The organism is Bradyrhizobium sp. (assembly GCF_047605465.1).
Taxonomy (GTDB): domain Bacteria; phylum Pseudomonadota; class Alphaproteobacteria; order Rhizobiales; family Xanthobacteraceae; genus Bradyrhizobium.
This window is the reverse complement of record NZ_JASGFS010000047.1, coordinates 24,156-40,346: the sequence shown is the minus strand read 5'-3', so window position 1 is coordinate 40,346 and position 16,191 is coordinate 24,156. Positions and strand designations below refer to the sequence as shown.

Here is a 16,191-nt window from a genome sequence, read left to right as displayed (position 1 = left end):
TGAAGTCGGCGGCGTGTTCGGAACTGCAGCGAATTGCGATGATCGCCTTAAGATGAAATTCACTCTGGGCAAAAGCATCGGGGAACGCCGGGCTTTCCCTAAGCGATTTAACTCAACCGAAAGAGCTCGACACTCATGGTCATGACGTCGAGGACAGCGCCGATCTTGGCGATTTCACCCCAGAGGGAGTTTGTTCATGAAGAACCTGATTGCGCGTTTCGCGAAGGATGAATCCGGCGCCACTGCCATCGAATACGGTCTGATCGCCGCCGGCATCGCGCTGGCCATCATCACCGTCGTCAACAATCTCGGCAGCACGCTGAACACCAAGTTCGGCTCGATCAGCACGTCGCTGAAGTAAGCGACCGACGACAGCGGCAAAAGCCCCGGATCTCCGGGGCCTTTGCTTTTCGGGCACGGCGGGTTCCAGTGGCGTTGCGTAAGTACAGAACCGATGCCGCGGTCGCGGCGAACCAGGTGGAACCGGCGCGAGCCGACGCTCCCGCCTACTGGGTCTGCATGGCGCTGCTGCTTGCGATGATCGTGCTCGCCGCACGCATTGCCGCCATCTGGTGAGCGCGCCCGGTCCGACCGGCCCTGCCGACGTTGTCGGTTTGTTTAGCACTGCCGGCTAGCATGCGGCGACGCTCCGATCCCGCCACAGATCCACGGCCTCAAAGACGCAGCCCATGATCCTCGACCTTGCGCGCCTTCTGCTGTTCCCGGCCCTGATGGCGTTCGCTGCCGCGAGCGATCTCTTCACGATGACCATCTCGAACCGCGTCTCGCTGGTGCTGGTCGCGGGCTTCTTCGTGCTCGCCATTGCCGGCGGCATGGTTCCCTACGACATGCTGACCCATGTCGGCGCAGGCGCGCTCGTGCTGGTCGTCGCCTTTGCCTGCTTCGCGATGGGCTGGGTCGGCGGCGGCGATGCCAAGGTTGCGGCTTCCGTCGCGCTCTGGTTCGGCTTCGCGCCCCTGATGAACTTCCTGCTCTACGCCTCGCTGTTCGGCGGAGCGCTGACCCTGCTCCTGCTCCAGTTCCGGCAATGGCCGCTGCCTTACGGTCTCGCTGGCCAGGCCTGGCTTGCACGCCTGCACGCCAAGGAGACCGGCATTCCCTACGGCATCGCGCTCGCGCTGAGCGCACTGATGGTCTACCCGGAGACCGAGTGGGTGAAAGCGATCGATCTCGCTCACCTCGCATTGCGCTGAACGCGACCGGTAAACCCGGCGTTAAGGCGATTTAGATACGCCTCATTAACCATGCTTTGACGAATAGCTGGTCAACTGCCGATTACGGCGGCGGCAGCGTCGCGGCGTTTGTTGGAAAGTGAAGCGTATGAATAGGGCACGCATTGTCGTCCTGACGGTCGCGATCTGCGCCGGCGGCATCGCCGCGTACCTGGCAAGCGGCTCGGACAATTCGGCGCCGCCGCCTGCGGCTCCGGTCGCGCAGCTTCCAACCGTCGACGTCCTGGTGGCCAAGTCTGACATCGGCCTCGGCCAGACCTTGAAGCCGGAAGACGTGCAGTGGCAGACTTGGCCGGCCGCGACCGCCAGCGCCACCTTCATCCGCCGCAGCGATCGTCCCGAGGGCGCGACCCAGGTCACCGGCTCGATCGCGCGCTCTCCCTTCATTCAGGGCGAACCCATCCGCGACCAGAAGCTGGTCAAGGGTGAAGGGTCAGGTTTCATGGCCGCGATCCTGCCGAGCGGCATGCGCGCCGTTTCCACCGAAATCTCGCCCGAGACCGGCGCCGGCGGCTTCATCCTGCCCAACGACCGTGTCGACGTTCTGCTCACCCGGCGCGACAAGAATCCGGATCGCGGCAACACGGCCACGGACATCGTCCAGGCCGAGGTGATCCTCTCCAACATCCGCGTGCTGGCGATCGACCAGGCGCCGAGGGAGAAGGACGGCCAGAACGCCGTCGTCGGCAAGACGGTGACACTCGAATTGAAGCCCGAGCAGACCGAGACGCTGGCTCGTGCGCGCCAGAGCGGCACCCTGTCGCTGGCGCTGCGCAGTATCGTCGACGCCAACGCCAAGGACACCACGCCGGACGAGCCCGCGCGCCGCCGCGGCGAGAGCGTTTCGATCATTCGCTACGGCATTCCAAGCCAGATGGCGGCACAGAAGTGACGATGGGGACTTGCGAAATGACATGCAGGAGCAATCCGGCGAAGCTGCGGACCGCGGTGGTCCGCGCCCTGTCGTTTTCGGCAGTGGCGGCGCTGACGCTCAACCCGGTGCTGACGCCGGTGGTCGCCGCCGACTACCGCCCCGTGGCGCCGGTCGCGGCTGACGGCCAGATGAATGCGCGCGTCCTGTCGCTCGGCGTCGGCAAGTCGATCGTCGTCGACCTGCCGCGCGACATCAAGGATGTGCTGGTCGCCGACCCCAAGATCGCCAATGCGGTGGTGCGCTCGGCGCAGCGCGCCTACATCATCGGCGCCGCGGTCGGCCAGACCAACATCGTGTTCTTCGATTCCGCCGGTCAGCAGATCGCGGCCTATGACATCGCGGTCAAGCGCGACCTCAACGGCGCCCGCGCCGCGCTGAAGCAGATCCTGCCCAATTCCGACATCCAGATCGACGGCCTCGGCGACGGCGTCGTGCTGACCGGAACGGCGGCGAATCCAATCGAGGCCCAGCAGGCCAACGATCTCGCCTCGCGGCTCGCCGGCGGCGCCGACAAGGTGCTGAACTCCATCGTGGTTCGCGGCCGCGACCAAGTCATGCTCAAGGTGACGGTCGCCGAGATCGCGCGCAACATCGTCAAACAGCTCGGCATCGACCTCTCCGCCAACCTCAACTACGGCACTTCGGTGGTGAGCTTCACCAATTCGAACCCGTTCACGGCCTATGGCCGCAACCTGGTGGACGGCAACAACCTGACCACCAAGTTCGGCGCGACGCCGTCGGTGCAGGCGACCCTGCGCGCGATGGAGACCGCGGGCGTGGTGCGCACGCTGGCCGAGCCGAACCTGACAGCGATTTCGGGCGAGTCGGCGACCTTCATCGCCGGCGGTGAATTCCCGGTGCCCGCGGGCTACGCGTGCGACCCCACCACCCATGTCTGTACCACCCAGATCAGCTTCAAGAAGTTCGGTATCTCGCTCAACTTCACGCCTGTGGTTTTGACCGAGGGCAAGATCAGCCTGCGCGTGATGACCGAGGTCTCCGAGCTCTCCAACGACAACGCGATCACGCTGTCGCAGGCGGTCACCTCGACCTCCGTGAACTCTTTGACGGTCCCCTCGATCAAGACCCGCCGCGCGGAAACCACGCTGGAAATTCCCTCCGGCGGCGCGATGGCGATGGCCGGCCTGATCCAGGAACAGACCAAGCAGGCGATCAGCGGATTGCCGGGCCTGATGCAGCTTCCGGTTCTCGGCACGCTGTTCCGCAGCCGCGACTTCGTCAACAATCAGACCGAACTGGTCGTGATCGTGACGCCCTATGTCGTGCGCGCGGTGGCGCAGAAGGACCTGTCGCGTCCGGACGACGGCTTCGCCGCGCCCGCGGACCCGCAGGCCGAGCTGATCGGCAACATCAACCGCATCTACGGCGTGCCCGGCCGGACCGAACCGGCCCGGAACTACCGCGGCACCTACGGCTTCATCACCGACTAACGCGGAACGGGGACTTCGCTATGACCACACGACCACCCCAGACTCGCAAACGCGCCGCCTATATCGGTGGCGCGCTCGTCGGTATGGCCCTCGCACTCGGCGGCTGCCAGCATGACGAGGTGGCGACCGCCTCCATTCCCGACGACTACAGGCAGCGTCACCCGATCGCGATCGAGGAGCAGAACCGCTCGATCGTCGTGTTCGTCGGCCATGCCCGCGGCGGCCTGACGGCCGCCCAGCGCGCCGACGTGATGGGCATGGCCTCGACCTGGATGCGCGAGGGTACCGGCGCCATTCACATCGACGTGCCGGCCGACACGCCCAATGCGCGGCCGGTGGCGGATACGATGCGTGAAATCGAGGCGATGCTGGCCGCGGCCGGCGTGCCGCCGCGTGGCGTCATCAAGCGACCCTACCAGCCGGAGGACAAGCGCTTCCTGCCGCCGATCCGTCTGACCTACTCCAGGATCGCCGCGGTCGCGGGCCCCTGCGGACTGTGGCCGGAGGATCTCGGACCCTCGATCAAGAACAAGGGCTGGTTCGAGAACAAGTCCTACTACAATTTCGGCTGCGCCTATCAGCGCAACCTCGCGGCCATGGTCGACAATCCGTCGGACCTCGAGCAGCCGCGGCCTGAGACGCCTTCCTATACGATGCGGCGCACCACCGCTTACGAGAAATACCGCAAGGGCACGACGTCGGCGACCGCCTACCCCGAGGCCGACAGGGCCAAACTCAGCGACACCGGCAAATGATCAGTTACGCTCGCCAGACATCAGAAGCGCAGCCCGAGGCTTCTCTTCCGCCGATCGAGGAGCATATCGCGCCGGCTCCGCGCGTCTCGGTCCAGGCCTTCTGCGAAAGCGTGGAGACCGCCGCCGCCGTGCAATCGGCCGGCGAGGATCGCCGGCTCGGCAAAGCCCATCTGAAGATCCAGATGGGCGGGATGGCGGCCGCGATCGAAGCCTATCGCTCGGCCCCCACGCCGAACGTGATCGTGCTCGAGAGCGACGGCCGCAACGACCTCCTGAACGGGCTCGACCAGCTCGCCACCGTCTGTGACGCCGGCACCCGCGTGGTCGTGATCGGCCGCATCAACGACGTCATGCTCTACCGCGAGCTGGTCCGCCGCGGCGTCAGCGACTACGTGCTCGCGCCGGTCGGCGCGATCGACGTCGTGCGCTCGATCTGCAACCTGTTCTCGGCGCCGGAAGCCAAGGCGGTCGGCCGCATCATCGCAGTGGTCGGCGCAAAGGGCGGCGTCGGCGCCTCCACCATCTCCCACAACGTCGCCTGGGCGATCGCGCGCGACCTCGCGATGGACGCGGTCGTCGCCGATCTCGACCTCGCCTTCGGCACCGCCGGTCTGGACTACAATCAGGATCCGCCCCAGGGCATTGCCGATGCCGTGTTCTCGCCCGACCGCGTCGATACCGCCTTCATCGACCGCCTGCTGTCGAAATGCACGGACCATCTGAGCCTGCTGGCCGCTCCAGCGACGCTAGACCGGGTCTACGATTTCGGCACCGACGCCTTCGATGCGGTGTTCGACACCCTGCGCGCGACCATGCCCTGCATCGTGCTGGACATTCCCCACCAATGGTCGGGCTGGACCAAGCGGGCCCTGATCGGGGCGGACGACATCCTGATCGTGGCGGCGCCGGACCTCGCCAACCTGCGCAACACCAAGAACCTGTTCGACCTGCTGAAGGCCTCGCGCCCCAACGACCGTCCGCCGCTCTATTGCCTGAACCAGGTCGGTATCCCGAAACGCCCCGAGATTGCTGCGGCCGAATTCGCCAAGGCGATCGAGAGCCAGCCGGTCGTCTCGATCCCGTTCGAACCGCAGATTTTCGGCTCGGCGGCCAACAATGGCCAGATGATCGCGGAGATTTCGGCCAATCACCGGTCGATCGAGATGTTCCTTCAGATCGCCCAGCGCCTGACCGGCCGAAGTGAGACGAAGAAACAAAAGTCGTCTTTGCTTTCACCCCTGATTGAGAAGTTGCGGGGAAAATAAGCCGCCGCATGGAGTTGTTAAGTGTTCGGTAAGCGTAGCGGAACAGACACCGACTTTCGGGCTCCCAAGCCCAGCGCCGTGTCGCCAGAGCCTGCCCCGGCTCCGGCGCCGACGGTGTCGCGCGCCCCGCCCCCACCGACCGTCACCTCGCCGCCGATCGCGCCGGCCCGGCCTGCGCCGGCCATGGAGACGCGCCGCTCGGACAATTACTACGAGGTCAAGGCGACCATCTTCGGCGCGCTGATCGAGGCCATCGACCTCGCCCAGCTCGCCAAGCTCGATTCCGAATCGGCGCGCGAGGAAATTCGCGACATCGTCAACGAGATCATCGCGATCAAGAACATCGTGATGTCGATCGCCGAGCAGGAAGAACTGCTCGACGACATCTGCAACGACGTTCTCGGCTACGGCCCGCTCGAACCGCTGCTGTCGCGCGACGACATCGCCGACATCATGGTCAACGGTGCCAACACCGTCTACATCGAAGTCGGCGGCAAGATTCAGCGGACCGGAATCCGCTTCCGCGACAACCAGCAGCTCCTCAACATCTGCCAGCGCATCGTCAGCCAGGTCGGCCGGCGCGTCGACGAATCCTCGCCGATCTGCGACGCGCGCCTCGCCGACGGCTCGCGCGTCAACGCCATCGTGCAGCCGCTCTCGATCGACGGCCCGACGCTCACCATCCGAAAATTCAAGAAGGACAAGCTGACGCTCGATCAGCTCGTCAAGTTCGGCGCGATCTCGCCTGAAGGCGCGGAGATCTTGCAGATCATCGGCCGCGTCCGCTGCAACGTGCTGATCTCGGGCGGCACCGGTTCGGGCAAGACCACGCTGCTGAACTGCCTGACCAACTACATCGAGCACGACGAGCGCGTGATCACCTGCGAGGACGCCGCCGAGCTGCAGCTCCAACAGCCTCACGTGGTGCGGCTGGAAACCCGTCCGCCCAACATCGAAGGCGAAGGCCAGGTCACCATGCGCGAGCTGGTGCGCAACTGCCTGCGTATGCGCCCGGAACGCATCATCGTCGGCGAAGTCCGCGGACCCGAGGCTTTCGACCTGCTGCAGGCCATGAACACCGGCCACGACGGCTCGATGGGCACGCTGCACGCCAACAACCCGCGCGAAGCCCTGTCGCGCTGCGAATCCATGATCACGATGGGTGGCTTCTCGCTGCCCTCGCGCACGATCCGCGAGATGATCTGCGCCTCGATCGACGTCATCGTCCAGGCTGCGCGCCTGCGCGACGGTTCGCGCCGCATCACCCACATCACCGAGGTGATGGGCATGGAAGGTGACACCATCATCACCCAGGACATCTTCCTCTACGACATGGTCGGCGAGGACGCCAACGGCAAGATCATCGGGCGACACCGCTCGACCGGCATCGGCCGGCCGAAGTTCTGGGAGCGCGCCCGCTATTACGGCGACGAGAAACGCCTTGCCGCCGCCCTCGACGCGGCGGAAGTCGCGGCAAAGGCGTGAGCAGGCCAGGCCCCTCATGAACATGCAGACCATCGCCCTCGCCTTTCTCGCCACCGCCGCCGCGGGCGGCCTCGCCTGGGTCTTCCTCTATCCGCTTCTCTCCGGGGAACGGCAGGCCGAGAGCCGCCGCGCCTCGATCGCCCGTGCCGAGGCACCCGCCGCCCGGCAGGCGGAGAAGAGCCAGCGTTCGCGCCGCGAGCAGGTCGAGACCACGCTCAAGGATCTCGAGGCCCGCCGTCTGCAGGAGAAGAGCGTTCCGCTCAACGTCCGCCTGTCGCAGGCGGGGCTCGACTGGACGCCGCAGAAATTCTGGATCGTATCCGCAGTCGTGGCCGGCGTGTTGTTCGTGGTCGCCCTGTTCGTCGGTGGCGGCCTGCTCGGAGCTGCGGGTCTCGCCTTTGCCGGCGGTTTCGGCCTGCCGCGCTGGGCGCTCAACTTCCTGAAGAAGCGTCGCGAAACCAAGTTCCTCGCCGCGCTGCCCGATGCGGTCGACGTCATCGTCCGCGGCATCAAGGCGGGCCTGCCGCTGTTCGAATCGATCAGGGTCGTCGCGGCCGATGCGCCGGAACCGCTGCGCAGCGAATTCCTGTCGATCATCGAGACGCAGGCGATCGGCATGCCGCTCGGCGAAGCCTGCACGCGGCTCTACGAGCGCATGCCCCTGCCGGAAGCCAACTTCTTCGGCATCGTGGTGTCGATCCAGCAGAAGTCGGGCGGCAATCTCTCCGAAGCGCTCGGCAACCTCTCGAAGGTGCTGCGCGACCGCAAGAAGATGAAGGAGAAGATCCAGGCGATGTCGATGGAAGCCAAGGCTTCGGCCGGCATCATCGGCTCACTGCCGCCGATCGTCATGTTCCTGGTCTATCTCACGACCCCGCAATACATCTCGCTTCTATGGACTCACCCCACCGGCCAGCTGATGCTGGTCGGCTGCGTCGTCTGGATGTCGATCGGCATCATGGTGATGAAGAAGATGATCAACTTCGATTTCTGACGGTGCCTCATGATCGAATTCCTCGTCTCGAAACTGCATGACCCGCGCTTCATGACCATGCTGCTGGCGGCGATCGCTGCCAGCGCCACGGTCTACACGCTGGTCATGCCCCTGTTCGCCGGCGAGGGTCTTGCCAAGCGCATGAAGGCGGTGGCGAGCGAGCGCGAACGCATCCGGCAACGGGAGCGCGACCGCCTCAACAAGAGCGAGAAGGTCTCGCTGCGCCAGACCCCCAAGCAACTCGTCTCCAGGGTCGTCGAGGACTTCAACCTCACCAAATGGCTGGCGCAGGAAGCCGCGCGCGACAAGCTCATCATGGCGGGCTACCGCGGGCAGGCGCCTTACATCACATTCCTGTTTGCCCGCATGGTCGCCCCGCTCGTGCTGTTCGTCGGCTCGGTCGTGTACGTGTTCCTGATCGCCCATATGCAGCAGTCGATGCCGATCAAGATCGGCATCTGCGTCGGCGCCGCCTATCTCGGCCTCCAGGCGCCGATGCTGTTCCTCAAGAATGCGATCTCCAAGCGCCAGCTCTCGATCAAGCGCGCCTTTCCGGATGCGCTCGACCTTCTCCTGATCTGTATCGAATCCGGCATGTCAGTCGAAATGGCGTTCCGCAAGGTCGCCACCGAGATCGTTGGCCAGTCGATCGCGCTGTCGGAGGAGTTCACGCTGACGACCGCCGAACTGTCCTATCTGCAGGATCGCAAGGTGGCCTATGAGAACCTGGCTCGCCGCACCGGTCTCGAGGGCGTCAAATCCGTCTGTCTCGCGCTTCAGCAGGCCGAACGCTACGGCACGCCGCTCGGCCAGTCCTTGCGCGTCATGGCGCAGGAAAACCGGGACATGCGCATGAACGAAGCCGAGAAGAAGGCCGCGGCACTGCCACCGAAGCTGACGGTGCCGATGATCCTGTTCTTCCTGCCGGTGCTGTTCGTCGTCATTCTCGGACCGACCGGCATCAAGGTCGCAGAGTTGCACTGACGCGGAGCGGACCGCGCGCGGTGTGCGCCGGTCCATAGGTCGAGACTTGATCTATTCAGGCTGACTGAGAGCGGCGACCGGCGTCCGCTTCGACGCGCTGCGTCCGCCGTCGTTGCGGTTCAACATCTCCTTGAGATAGGCGACGTTGGCCGCGGCCTGGTCCGGCGGCAGGTCCGCCTTCACGATGGTCTCGGCCTCGGCAAAGCGCCCCTGGAGGCCGACCACCAGACCGAGATTCTGACGCACCCGCGCGCTCGCACGCGGCGAGGCATAGGCCTGCCGCAGCGCCTCCTCGGCCTTGGGCAGGTCCCTCGACAGCATGTAGGACAGGCCGAGATTGGAGAGCACGCCGGGATCGCCCGGTGCGATCTTCAGCGCGCTCGCGTAGTACGCGCGGGCCTCATCGTGACGGCCCATCTGATCGAGCGCGGTGCCCTGCACCGAGAGCAGGCGCCAGTCCGGATTGTCCGGCGAATGCGCTTTCGAGAGCACATCGAAGGCCTGCTGGAAATTACCGTTGTCGGCGAGCGCGCGGCCGTATTGGGCCAGCAGCGCCTTGTTGCCGGGATGGGCGATGGTCGCCTGCTCGAGCACCGCCGCGGCCTGGGCACGCTGACCGTTGGCGCGCAGCGCCTGACCGTAGCCCAACGCGGCATCGGCATCCTTGGGATTGGCACGATAGCGTTCGCCATAGACCTCGACGGCGCGCGCAGGGTCTGCCGGAGCGGCTGCTTCGGCACGCGGCCCGACCGAACTGGTCACATCCGAGAGCTTGGACATCGCCGTGCAACCGCCAAGGCCCGCGGCCACCACGGCGACCAGCGAGGCGGATGCAAGAAGCCGGGCAAGATTGAACCGTTGACGCATGACGCTTTGACTCTCGAGCCGCTTGATCGAGCCGAACGCGTCAGCAATAGACTGTTAACCCTAACGGCCGGTTAACGCACGCCGCCGTGCACTTCAGGCCGGAACTTCCGGCGGCAGTTCCCCGCCAAGACCCAGGTCGGGGCCCAGCTCCTTCAGTTGGTCGTTCAGATCCCTCAACAATTGCAGCCGTTGCCGGATCTGGTCCTGAACATCGACGCCCGCGCCCGGCGCCTCCGGCAATTCGCGCAGCAGATGGTGGCGATCGACCAGACGTTTGGCGCGCAACTCACCCAGCGCGGCGCCATCTATTCCGAGCGCGGCGGCGGATTGGTCGATCAATCGGTTCAGCAGCGATCCAACCGCGGCCAGCGCCTCGATATCCTGCTTGCGCTCCGACTTTGCGAACCTGGCATCGATATCGGCCCAGGCGTGGGCGGTGACTAGGTAAGTGTACAGCGCATTCGCCAGGCTCTGCCCGTCATCGGCATAGAAGGCGCGGCGCTTCAGCAGCCGGCGGGCCAGCATCGCCACCTCATCCCGCTTCAACGTGGTGCACGAGGCGATCTCGATCACCGACTGGAAGGCGGGATCGCGGGAAAAATCCCGTTCCGCCGGGAGCCTGATGATGCCGCCGGGCAGGTTCGAGTCGAGCGGACTGAAGTCCCCGTCGTTGCGTGTCCGCGAATACCGGGTGACCGCGAAGCAGTACTCGCCGCCGGCAAGGGACGACGGGCCGAAATGGATGATGTTGAAGCCGGCGTCGTCGCCGGCCTGACCGGTCGAGGACGGACAAGAGAGGACGTAGATCGTGCGCCAAAAGGCCTCTCCACCCTCGCTCCGGGTCGCGCGCGGATCGGGGATCGAGTAGCGCGCGAGCCCCTCGACATGCCTGTGACCGTGCAGGACCAGATCCACATTGAGCGAGGTGGCCGCCTCGAGAAAAGTCGCCGGCGCGGCCAGATACATCAGCGGCTCGTCAGGGATACCGAGAAACCGCTTTCCTTCGCCGGTCGCCAGCGGCAGCGGGTTATGATGCAGCGCCAGCACGCGCACCAGATCTTCCGCCGGTTCGGCATGATCGGCGCGTCCGACAGACCCGAAGCTGCCCGCGAGCTCGACGCCCAGCCGGGCGGAAGCCGCGACCATCGCGTTGTAGGCGGCTTCGTCGATCGTGCTGTTGGCGAGCGTCGTGAGACTGGCGCTGTTGGAATCCAGCAGCACCAGATCGAGGCCGGACTGGCGGTAATAGACGCTCTTCGATGTCCGCGGCAGATGCAGATAGTCGTAGGCATCGTGGCGACTGAAGCGGTCGCTCGGCTTTTTGACGTCGTGATTGCCGGCAATCGCCTGAATATCGGTGAACGCTCCTGTCTGTCGGAAGGACGCGACGACCGCGAGCGCTTCCTCGAGGGCGCGCGGCGTCGGATCGTTCACGAGATCGCCGGTGATCAGCAGGATGCGATCGGGAACGTCCGCGAAATCCGCCATCTTTTCGCGGATCGCGCTGCTCAGGGTTCCAATCGTTCCAAGCAGCCGACCTGACCCGTCCAGATGCAGGTCGGAAATCTGCGCAATGACGAACGATCTATCCATTTTGCGCTGCTCATTGCGAATGCCGAGCTGCTCAAGCGATAAGGAAAAATGCCTTTGGCGAACGGGTTCAGGTGACGAACAAGTTCAGTAAAGAACGGATTCAACGGGCAGGTTCGAGCGACGGACAGATTCGAGCCGCAATCAACACAGCAATAAATCGACTGCGCGCGGCCGCCTTCGTGAGTTCGATCGTACAGAACCACACGGAACAATCTAAAATGTTTGGCAATATTGCCACAACCGCAGCGTTAGTAAAGCCCTCCGTCCCTTGCGTCCGTGAACGGCCGTTCTCAACCGCGATGCGAAACCAGCCGCAAACGTGATCACGCCGGTCCGGTCAATATTCCATGGCCAGGCGCTTGCGGATTTCGTCCAAGCGCTTGTCGAGCGTGTCGAACCGCGCGTGGACGGAACGGTCGTGGAGGTAAAAGACGTAGCCGCCGGCGAGGAACGCGAAGACCCAGTGGTGATGTTCGACATAAGCGAAGACCGTCTCGATCGCGTAGCCCAGGAATGTGATCACGCTCCACACAACGTCCATTGCATTTCCTCCCGGTGCGCTTGATCGTCGGCACCTTCCAGGTCGTTGGCGACCATTGCCGGAACCTAGCATGGCGCCTCGGCCGCGAGTAGCGGCTCGCCGAACGGTGAGCGCGAAGCCGTTGCAGGCGCGGCAAAACTCTGCGAAGTCTGCTTGCCACCGCGCCAACCTGTTTGATCTGACGAACCGGACCCGCCAATGCCCTCCGTCTTCGAGACGTCCTCCACCGCCATTCCGATTACCTTCGTCACCAGATCGAGCTGGGAAGCCGTTCGCGAGGCATTGCCGCCCGCGCAGCGACAATTCGCGACCGCCAATGCCTTTGCAGGCAAGCCGGGCGGCTATCTCGCCCTGCCCGCGCCCGACGGCACGATCGCGAAGGTCCTGTTCGGCCTCGAGGATGACGGCGCGAAATCACGTGATCCGTTCCGGCCGGGTGCGCTGCCCGGCTTATTGCCGCCGGGCACCTATCGCTTTGCCAATGCTCCGCACGATGCGCGGCTGGGCGCCCTCGCCTTCGCCCTCGGCAGCTACCGCTTCGTCCGTTACCGCAAGGCTGACCGCCCCGACGTCCGGTTGGTTCCGCCGGATGGCGTGGACGCGATCGAGATCGACCGTGTGGCGGATGCGGCCATGTTCGCGCGCGATCTCATCAACACGCCGGCGAACGACATGGGCCCGGAGGAACTGGCTGCGGCGGCACAGGCGCTCGCCGCCGAATTCGATGCGAGCTTCTCCTGCATCGTCGGGGACGACCTGAAGGCGAAGAATTTCCCGCTGGTCCACGCGGTCGGCATGGCCTCCAACCGCGCACCGCGGCTGATCGACATCAACTGGGGCGATCCCGCCCATCCCAAGGTGACGCTGGTCGGCAAGGGCGTCTGCTTCGACACCGGCGGGCTCGACCTGAAGCCGTCGAGCGGCATGCTGATCATGAAGAAGGACATGGGCGGCGCGGCCAACGTGCTGGCTCTCGCGCGGATGGTGATGGACGCGAAGCTGAAGATCCGGCTGCGCGTTCTGATTCCGGCGGTGGAGAATGCGGTCGCCGGCAATGCCTTTCGGCCGCTGGACATCTTCACCTCGCGCAAGGGCCTCACGGTCGAGATCGGCAACACCGATGCGGAAGGCCGCCTCGTGCTCGCCGACGCGCTGGCGCTGGCCGACGAGGAAAAGCCCGATCTGTTGATCGACCTGGGCACGCTGACCGGAGCCGCGCGTGTCGCGCTGGGGCCGGATCTTCCGCCGTTCTACACCAATGACGAAGCGCTGGCCGCCGACGTCGCACGTTGCGCGGCGAGGGAGAACGACCCGTTGTGGCGCCTGCCGCTATGGCCGGCCTACGACGCGTGGCTGGATTCCAAGACCGCCACCATCACCAACGCGCCTTCCGGCGGCTTTGCCGGCTCGATCACCTGCGCGCTGTTCCTGCAACGCTTCGTTGAGCAGGCGAAGAGCTGGCTGCATGTCGACATCTACGGCTGGACACCGTCGGCCAAGCCGGCGCGCCCCGAAGGCGGCGAATGCCAGGCCGCGCGCGCCCTCTACACATTGCTGAGCGAGCGCTATGCATGATCCAACAAACGATCCAAGGCTGACACCGGCGCGAGGCGACCTCGCCGCGAAATATCTCGAAGGCAAGGTGCAGGCCGACCGCTTCGTCACCGGCGAGGAATTCGAGGTGACGGAGGCGATCGCGCCGCTGCGCGAGCAGCCGTCGTCCAACGCGATGCTGATGACACAGGCACTGCGCGGCGAGCGCGTCACGATCTACGATCGCAACGGCGAAGGCTGGTCCTGGGGCCAGCTCGCCGACGACGGCTATGTCGGCTGGCTTCCCGACGCGACCCTGACGAGATCGACGGCATCCCCGACGCACAAGGTGAGCGCGCTCCGCACCTTCGTCTTCCCCGGCCCGTCGATCAAGCTGCCGCCCACGGATGCCCTCGTGCTGGGGTCGAAGATCGCGGTGACGCGTGAAGACGATAGCTTCGCGGTGACGCGTGACGGGGCCCTCCTGCCGAAGGCGCATCTCGCGACCCTCGATCATCGCGAGCCGGATTTCGTCGCGGTGGCCGAGCGCTTCGTCGGCACGCCCTATCTCTGGGGCGGCAAGAGCAGCCTCGGCATCGATTGCTCCGGCCTCGTCCAGGTGTCGCTGACGGCCGCCGGCATCGGCTGTCCGCGCGACAGCGACATGCAGCGGGACGGTCTCGGCCGCGCGCTGGAACCGCATGAGAGAAGCAAGCTGCAACGCGGCGATCTGATCTTCTGGAAGGGCCACGTCGCCATCGCCCGTGGCGACGGCACCATGGTCCACGCCAACGCGCATCACATGGCGACGGTGATCGAGCCGACCGAAGCGGGGATCGCACGGATCAAGCAGGCCGGCAGCGAGATCGTCGCGATCAAGCGGCTCTGACGAAGGCTACGTCGCCACCGACCCGTTCCCTGCCGTCTCCAGCCGGAACGCCGCCGCGAACAATGCGCGCGTGTAATCGTTCTTCGGGGTCTTGAAGAGCTCCGCGGCCTGGCCTTCCTCGACCACTTTGCCGCCGCGCATCACGATGAGGTGGCTGGCGAGCGAGGCGACGACCCGCAGATCGTGCGAGATGAACATGTAGGTGAGGTCGCGCTTGCGCTGAAGCTCGCGCAGCAGATCGACCATCTGCGCCTGGAACAGCATGTCCAGCGCGCTGGTCGGCTCGTCCAGCACCACGAAATCCGGCTCCAGCACCACCGCGCGCGCGATGCTGATGCGCTGGCGCTGGCCACCGGAGAATTCGTGCGGATAGCGATAGCGGGTGTCCGGCTTCAGGCCGACGTCCTCGAGCGCCTTGACGACGCGGGCCTCGCGCTCCTCGCGCGACAATTTCGGCTGGTGTACGGAGAGACCTTCGCCGATGATGTCGGCGACCGACATGCGTGGGCTGAGCGAGCCGAACGGATCCTGGAACACGATCTGCATGTCGCGCCGGAAGGGACGCATCTGCTTGAAGCGCAGCCCCTGGATGTCCTTGCCCAGGAACACGATGCGCCCGTTCGACGAGATCAGCCGCAGCAGCGCCAGCCCCAGCGTGGTCTTGCCCGAGCCGGATTCGCCGACGACGCCGAGCGTCTCGCCCTTGCGCACGGCAAGGCTGACGCCGTCGACCGCTTTGATGTGGCCGACCGTCTTGCGCATCAACCCGCGCTTGATCGGAAACCAGACCTTGAGCTCGTCGGCGGATATCACGACCGGCGCGTGCGGCTGCGGCGGCGCGGGATCCGGCTTCGGCTCGGCCGCGAGCAGGTCGCGCGTATAAGCGTGCTTCGGGGTTCGAAAGACCTGCTCGACCGGCCCCTGTTCGACGATCTTGCCGCCGTTCATCACGCAGACGGTATCGGCGATGCGCCGCACGATGCCGAGGTCGTGGGTGATGAACAGAAGGCTCATCCCGAGCCGCGAACGGATCTCGGCCAGCAGCGCCAGGATCTGCGCCTGCACGGTGACGTCGAGCGCCGTGGTCGGCTCGTCCGCGATCAGGAGGTCCGGCTCGTTGGCGAGCGCCATCGCGATCATCACCCGCTGGCGCTGCCCGCCGGAGAGCTGGTGCGGATAGCTCTTCAGCCGCGTCTCCGGCTCCGGAATGCCGACCTGGGTCAGCAATTCCAGCGTCCGCTCGCGCGCCAGCGCGTTGCTGGTGGGATTGTGGAGCTGGATGATCTCGCCGATCTGCGCCTCGATCGTGTGCAGCGGATTGAGCGACGTCATCGGCTCCTGGAAGATGATGGAGATATCGCTGCCGCGAATCTCGCGCATCTCCCGCTCGGACTGGTCGATCAACTCCCGCCCCTTGAAGCGGATGCTTCCCGAGGGATGCGAGGCGTTCGGATAGGGCAGCAGCTTGAGGATCGACAGCGCGCTGACGGATTTTCCGGAGCCGGATTCGCCGACCAGCGCCACGCATTCGCCGCGCTTGATCTGGAACGAGACCTTGTCGACCGCGAGCGTCGTGGCGCCGCCCTGATGGAAGGCCACCGAAAGGTCGCGCACGCTGAGCAGAGGCTGGTTGATCGCGTCCATCGT

16 protein-coding genes are annotated in these 16,191 nt (G+C 65.4%); 12 read left to right on the top strand and 4 right to left on the bottom strand.

All coding sequences use genetic code 11. The features are described from left to right. The first annotated feature begins 196 nt into the window (after window positions 1–196). The 10 genes from QM712_RS26610 (at window position 197) to QM712_RS26565 (ending at window position 9,121) form a co-directional block, all read left to right on the top strand. Entirely contained in the window at window positions 197–361 is a 165-nt protein-coding gene (locus QM712_RS26610; RefSeq protein WP_129274995.1) for a Flp family type IVb pilin, read from the top strand. A gap of 74 nt (window positions 362–435) precedes the next feature. Then, window positions 436–576: a hypothetical protein gene (locus QM712_RS26605; RefSeq protein ID WP_415026136.1), complete on the top strand. Its 141-nt coding sequence runs from the start codon at window positions 436–438 to the stop codon at window positions 574–576. Between the two features lie 113 nt (window positions 577–689). Further along, complete coding sequence (locus QM712_RS26600) at window positions 690–1,214, top strand: A24 family peptidase (protein WP_415026124.1); 525 nt, start codon at window positions 690–692, stop codon at window positions 1,212–1,214. A gap of 127 nt (window positions 1,215–1,341) precedes the next feature. Beyond that, window positions 1,342–2,145, top strand: a complete 804-nt coding sequence (cpaB, locus tag QM712_RS26595; RefSeq protein ID WP_415026123.1) for a Flp pilus assembly protein CpaB — start codon at window positions 1,342–1,344, stop codon at window positions 2,143–2,145. 17 nt (window positions 2,146–2,162) lie between these two features. After that, entirely contained in the window at window positions 2,163–3,638 is a 1,476-nt protein-coding gene (locus QM712_RS26590; RefSeq protein ID WP_415026122.1) for a type II and III secretion system protein family protein, read from the top strand. Between the two features lie 20 nt (window positions 3,639–3,658). Then, window positions 3,659–4,393 carry a CpaD family pilus assembly protein gene (locus tag QM712_RS26585; RefSeq protein ID WP_415026121.1) on the top strand — a complete coding sequence of 245 codons (735 nt, stop codon included), beginning with the start codon at window positions 3,659–3,661 and terminating at the stop codon, window positions 4,391–4,393. Continuing rightward, window positions 4,390–5,658 carry an AAA family ATPase gene (locus QM712_RS26580; RefSeq protein ID WP_415026120.1) on the top strand — a complete coding sequence of 423 codons (1,269 nt, stop codon included), beginning with the start codon at window positions 4,390–4,392 and terminating at the stop codon, window positions 5,656–5,658. The genes QM712_RS26585 and QM712_RS26580 overlap by 4 nt, the downstream gene beginning before the upstream one ends. A gap of 21 nt (window positions 5,659–5,679) precedes the next feature. Next, window positions 5,680–7,143 (top strand): CpaF family protein, encoded by a 1,464-nt coding sequence (locus tag QM712_RS26575; RefSeq protein WP_415026119.1) that lies wholly within the window; start codon window positions 5,680–5,682, stop codon window positions 7,141–7,143. Window positions 7,144–7,159: 16 nt separating this feature from the next. After that, on the top strand, window positions 7,160–8,137 hold the full coding sequence (locus tag QM712_RS26570) for a type II secretion system F family protein (RefSeq protein WP_415026118.1): 978 nt from the start codon (window positions 7,160–7,162) through the stop codon (window positions 8,135–8,137). A gap of 9 nt (window positions 8,138–8,146) precedes the next feature. Further along, entirely contained in the window at window positions 8,147–9,121 is a 975-nt protein-coding gene (locus tag QM712_RS26565; protein ID WP_415026117.1) for a type II secretion system F family protein, read from the top strand. Between the two features lie 51 nt (window positions 9,122–9,172). Here QM712_RS26565 and QM712_RS26560 read toward each other — a convergent pair whose 3' ends face one another. The 3 genes from QM712_RS26560 to QM712_RS26550 form a co-directional block, all read right to left on the bottom strand. Continuing rightward, window positions 9,173–9,988, bottom strand: a complete 816-nt coding sequence (locus tag QM712_RS26560) for a tetratricopeptide repeat protein (protein ID WP_415026116.1) — start codon at window positions 9,986–9,988, stop codon at window positions 9,173–9,175. A 93-nt stretch (window positions 9,989–10,081) separates the two neighbouring features. Further along, a complete protein-coding gene (locus QM712_RS26555) occupies window positions 10,082–11,581 on the bottom strand; it encodes a metallophosphoesterase family protein (protein ID WP_415026115.1) in 1,500 nt (499 codons plus the stop codon). A 337-nt stretch (window positions 11,582–11,918) separates the two neighbouring features. Further along, the gene (locus QM712_RS26550) at window positions 11,919–12,122 is read right to left on the bottom strand and encodes a hypothetical protein (protein ID WP_415026114.1); all 204 of its coding nucleotides are present in this window, start codon (window positions 12,120–12,122) and stop codon (window positions 11,919–11,921) included. Window positions 12,123–12,320: 198 nt separating this feature from the next. Between QM712_RS26550 and QM712_RS26545 the strand changes: the two genes are divergently transcribed. Together QM712_RS26545 and QM712_RS26540 are read left to right on the top strand one after the other, a co-directional pair. Beyond that, complete coding sequence (locus QM712_RS26545) at window positions 12,321–13,697, top strand: leucyl aminopeptidase family protein (protein ID WP_415026113.1); 1,377 nt, start codon at window positions 12,321–12,323, stop codon at window positions 13,695–13,697. Next, window positions 13,690–14,544 carry an NlpC/P60 family protein gene (locus QM712_RS26540; RefSeq protein ID WP_415026112.1) on the top strand — a complete coding sequence of 285 codons (855 nt, stop codon included), beginning with the start codon at window positions 13,690–13,692 and terminating at the stop codon, window positions 14,542–14,544. Before QM712_RS26545 ends, QM712_RS26540 begins: the two co-directional genes overlap by 8 nt. A gap of 6 nt (window positions 14,545–14,550) precedes the next feature. Here the strand turns inward: QM712_RS26540 and QM712_RS26535 are convergent, their stop codons facing one another. Continuing rightward, complete coding sequence (locus QM712_RS26535) at window positions 14,551–16,188, bottom strand: ABC transporter ATP-binding protein (protein WP_415026111.1); 1,638 nt, start codon at window positions 16,186–16,188, stop codon at window positions 14,551–14,553. Window positions 16,189–16,191: the final 3 nt, after the last annotated feature.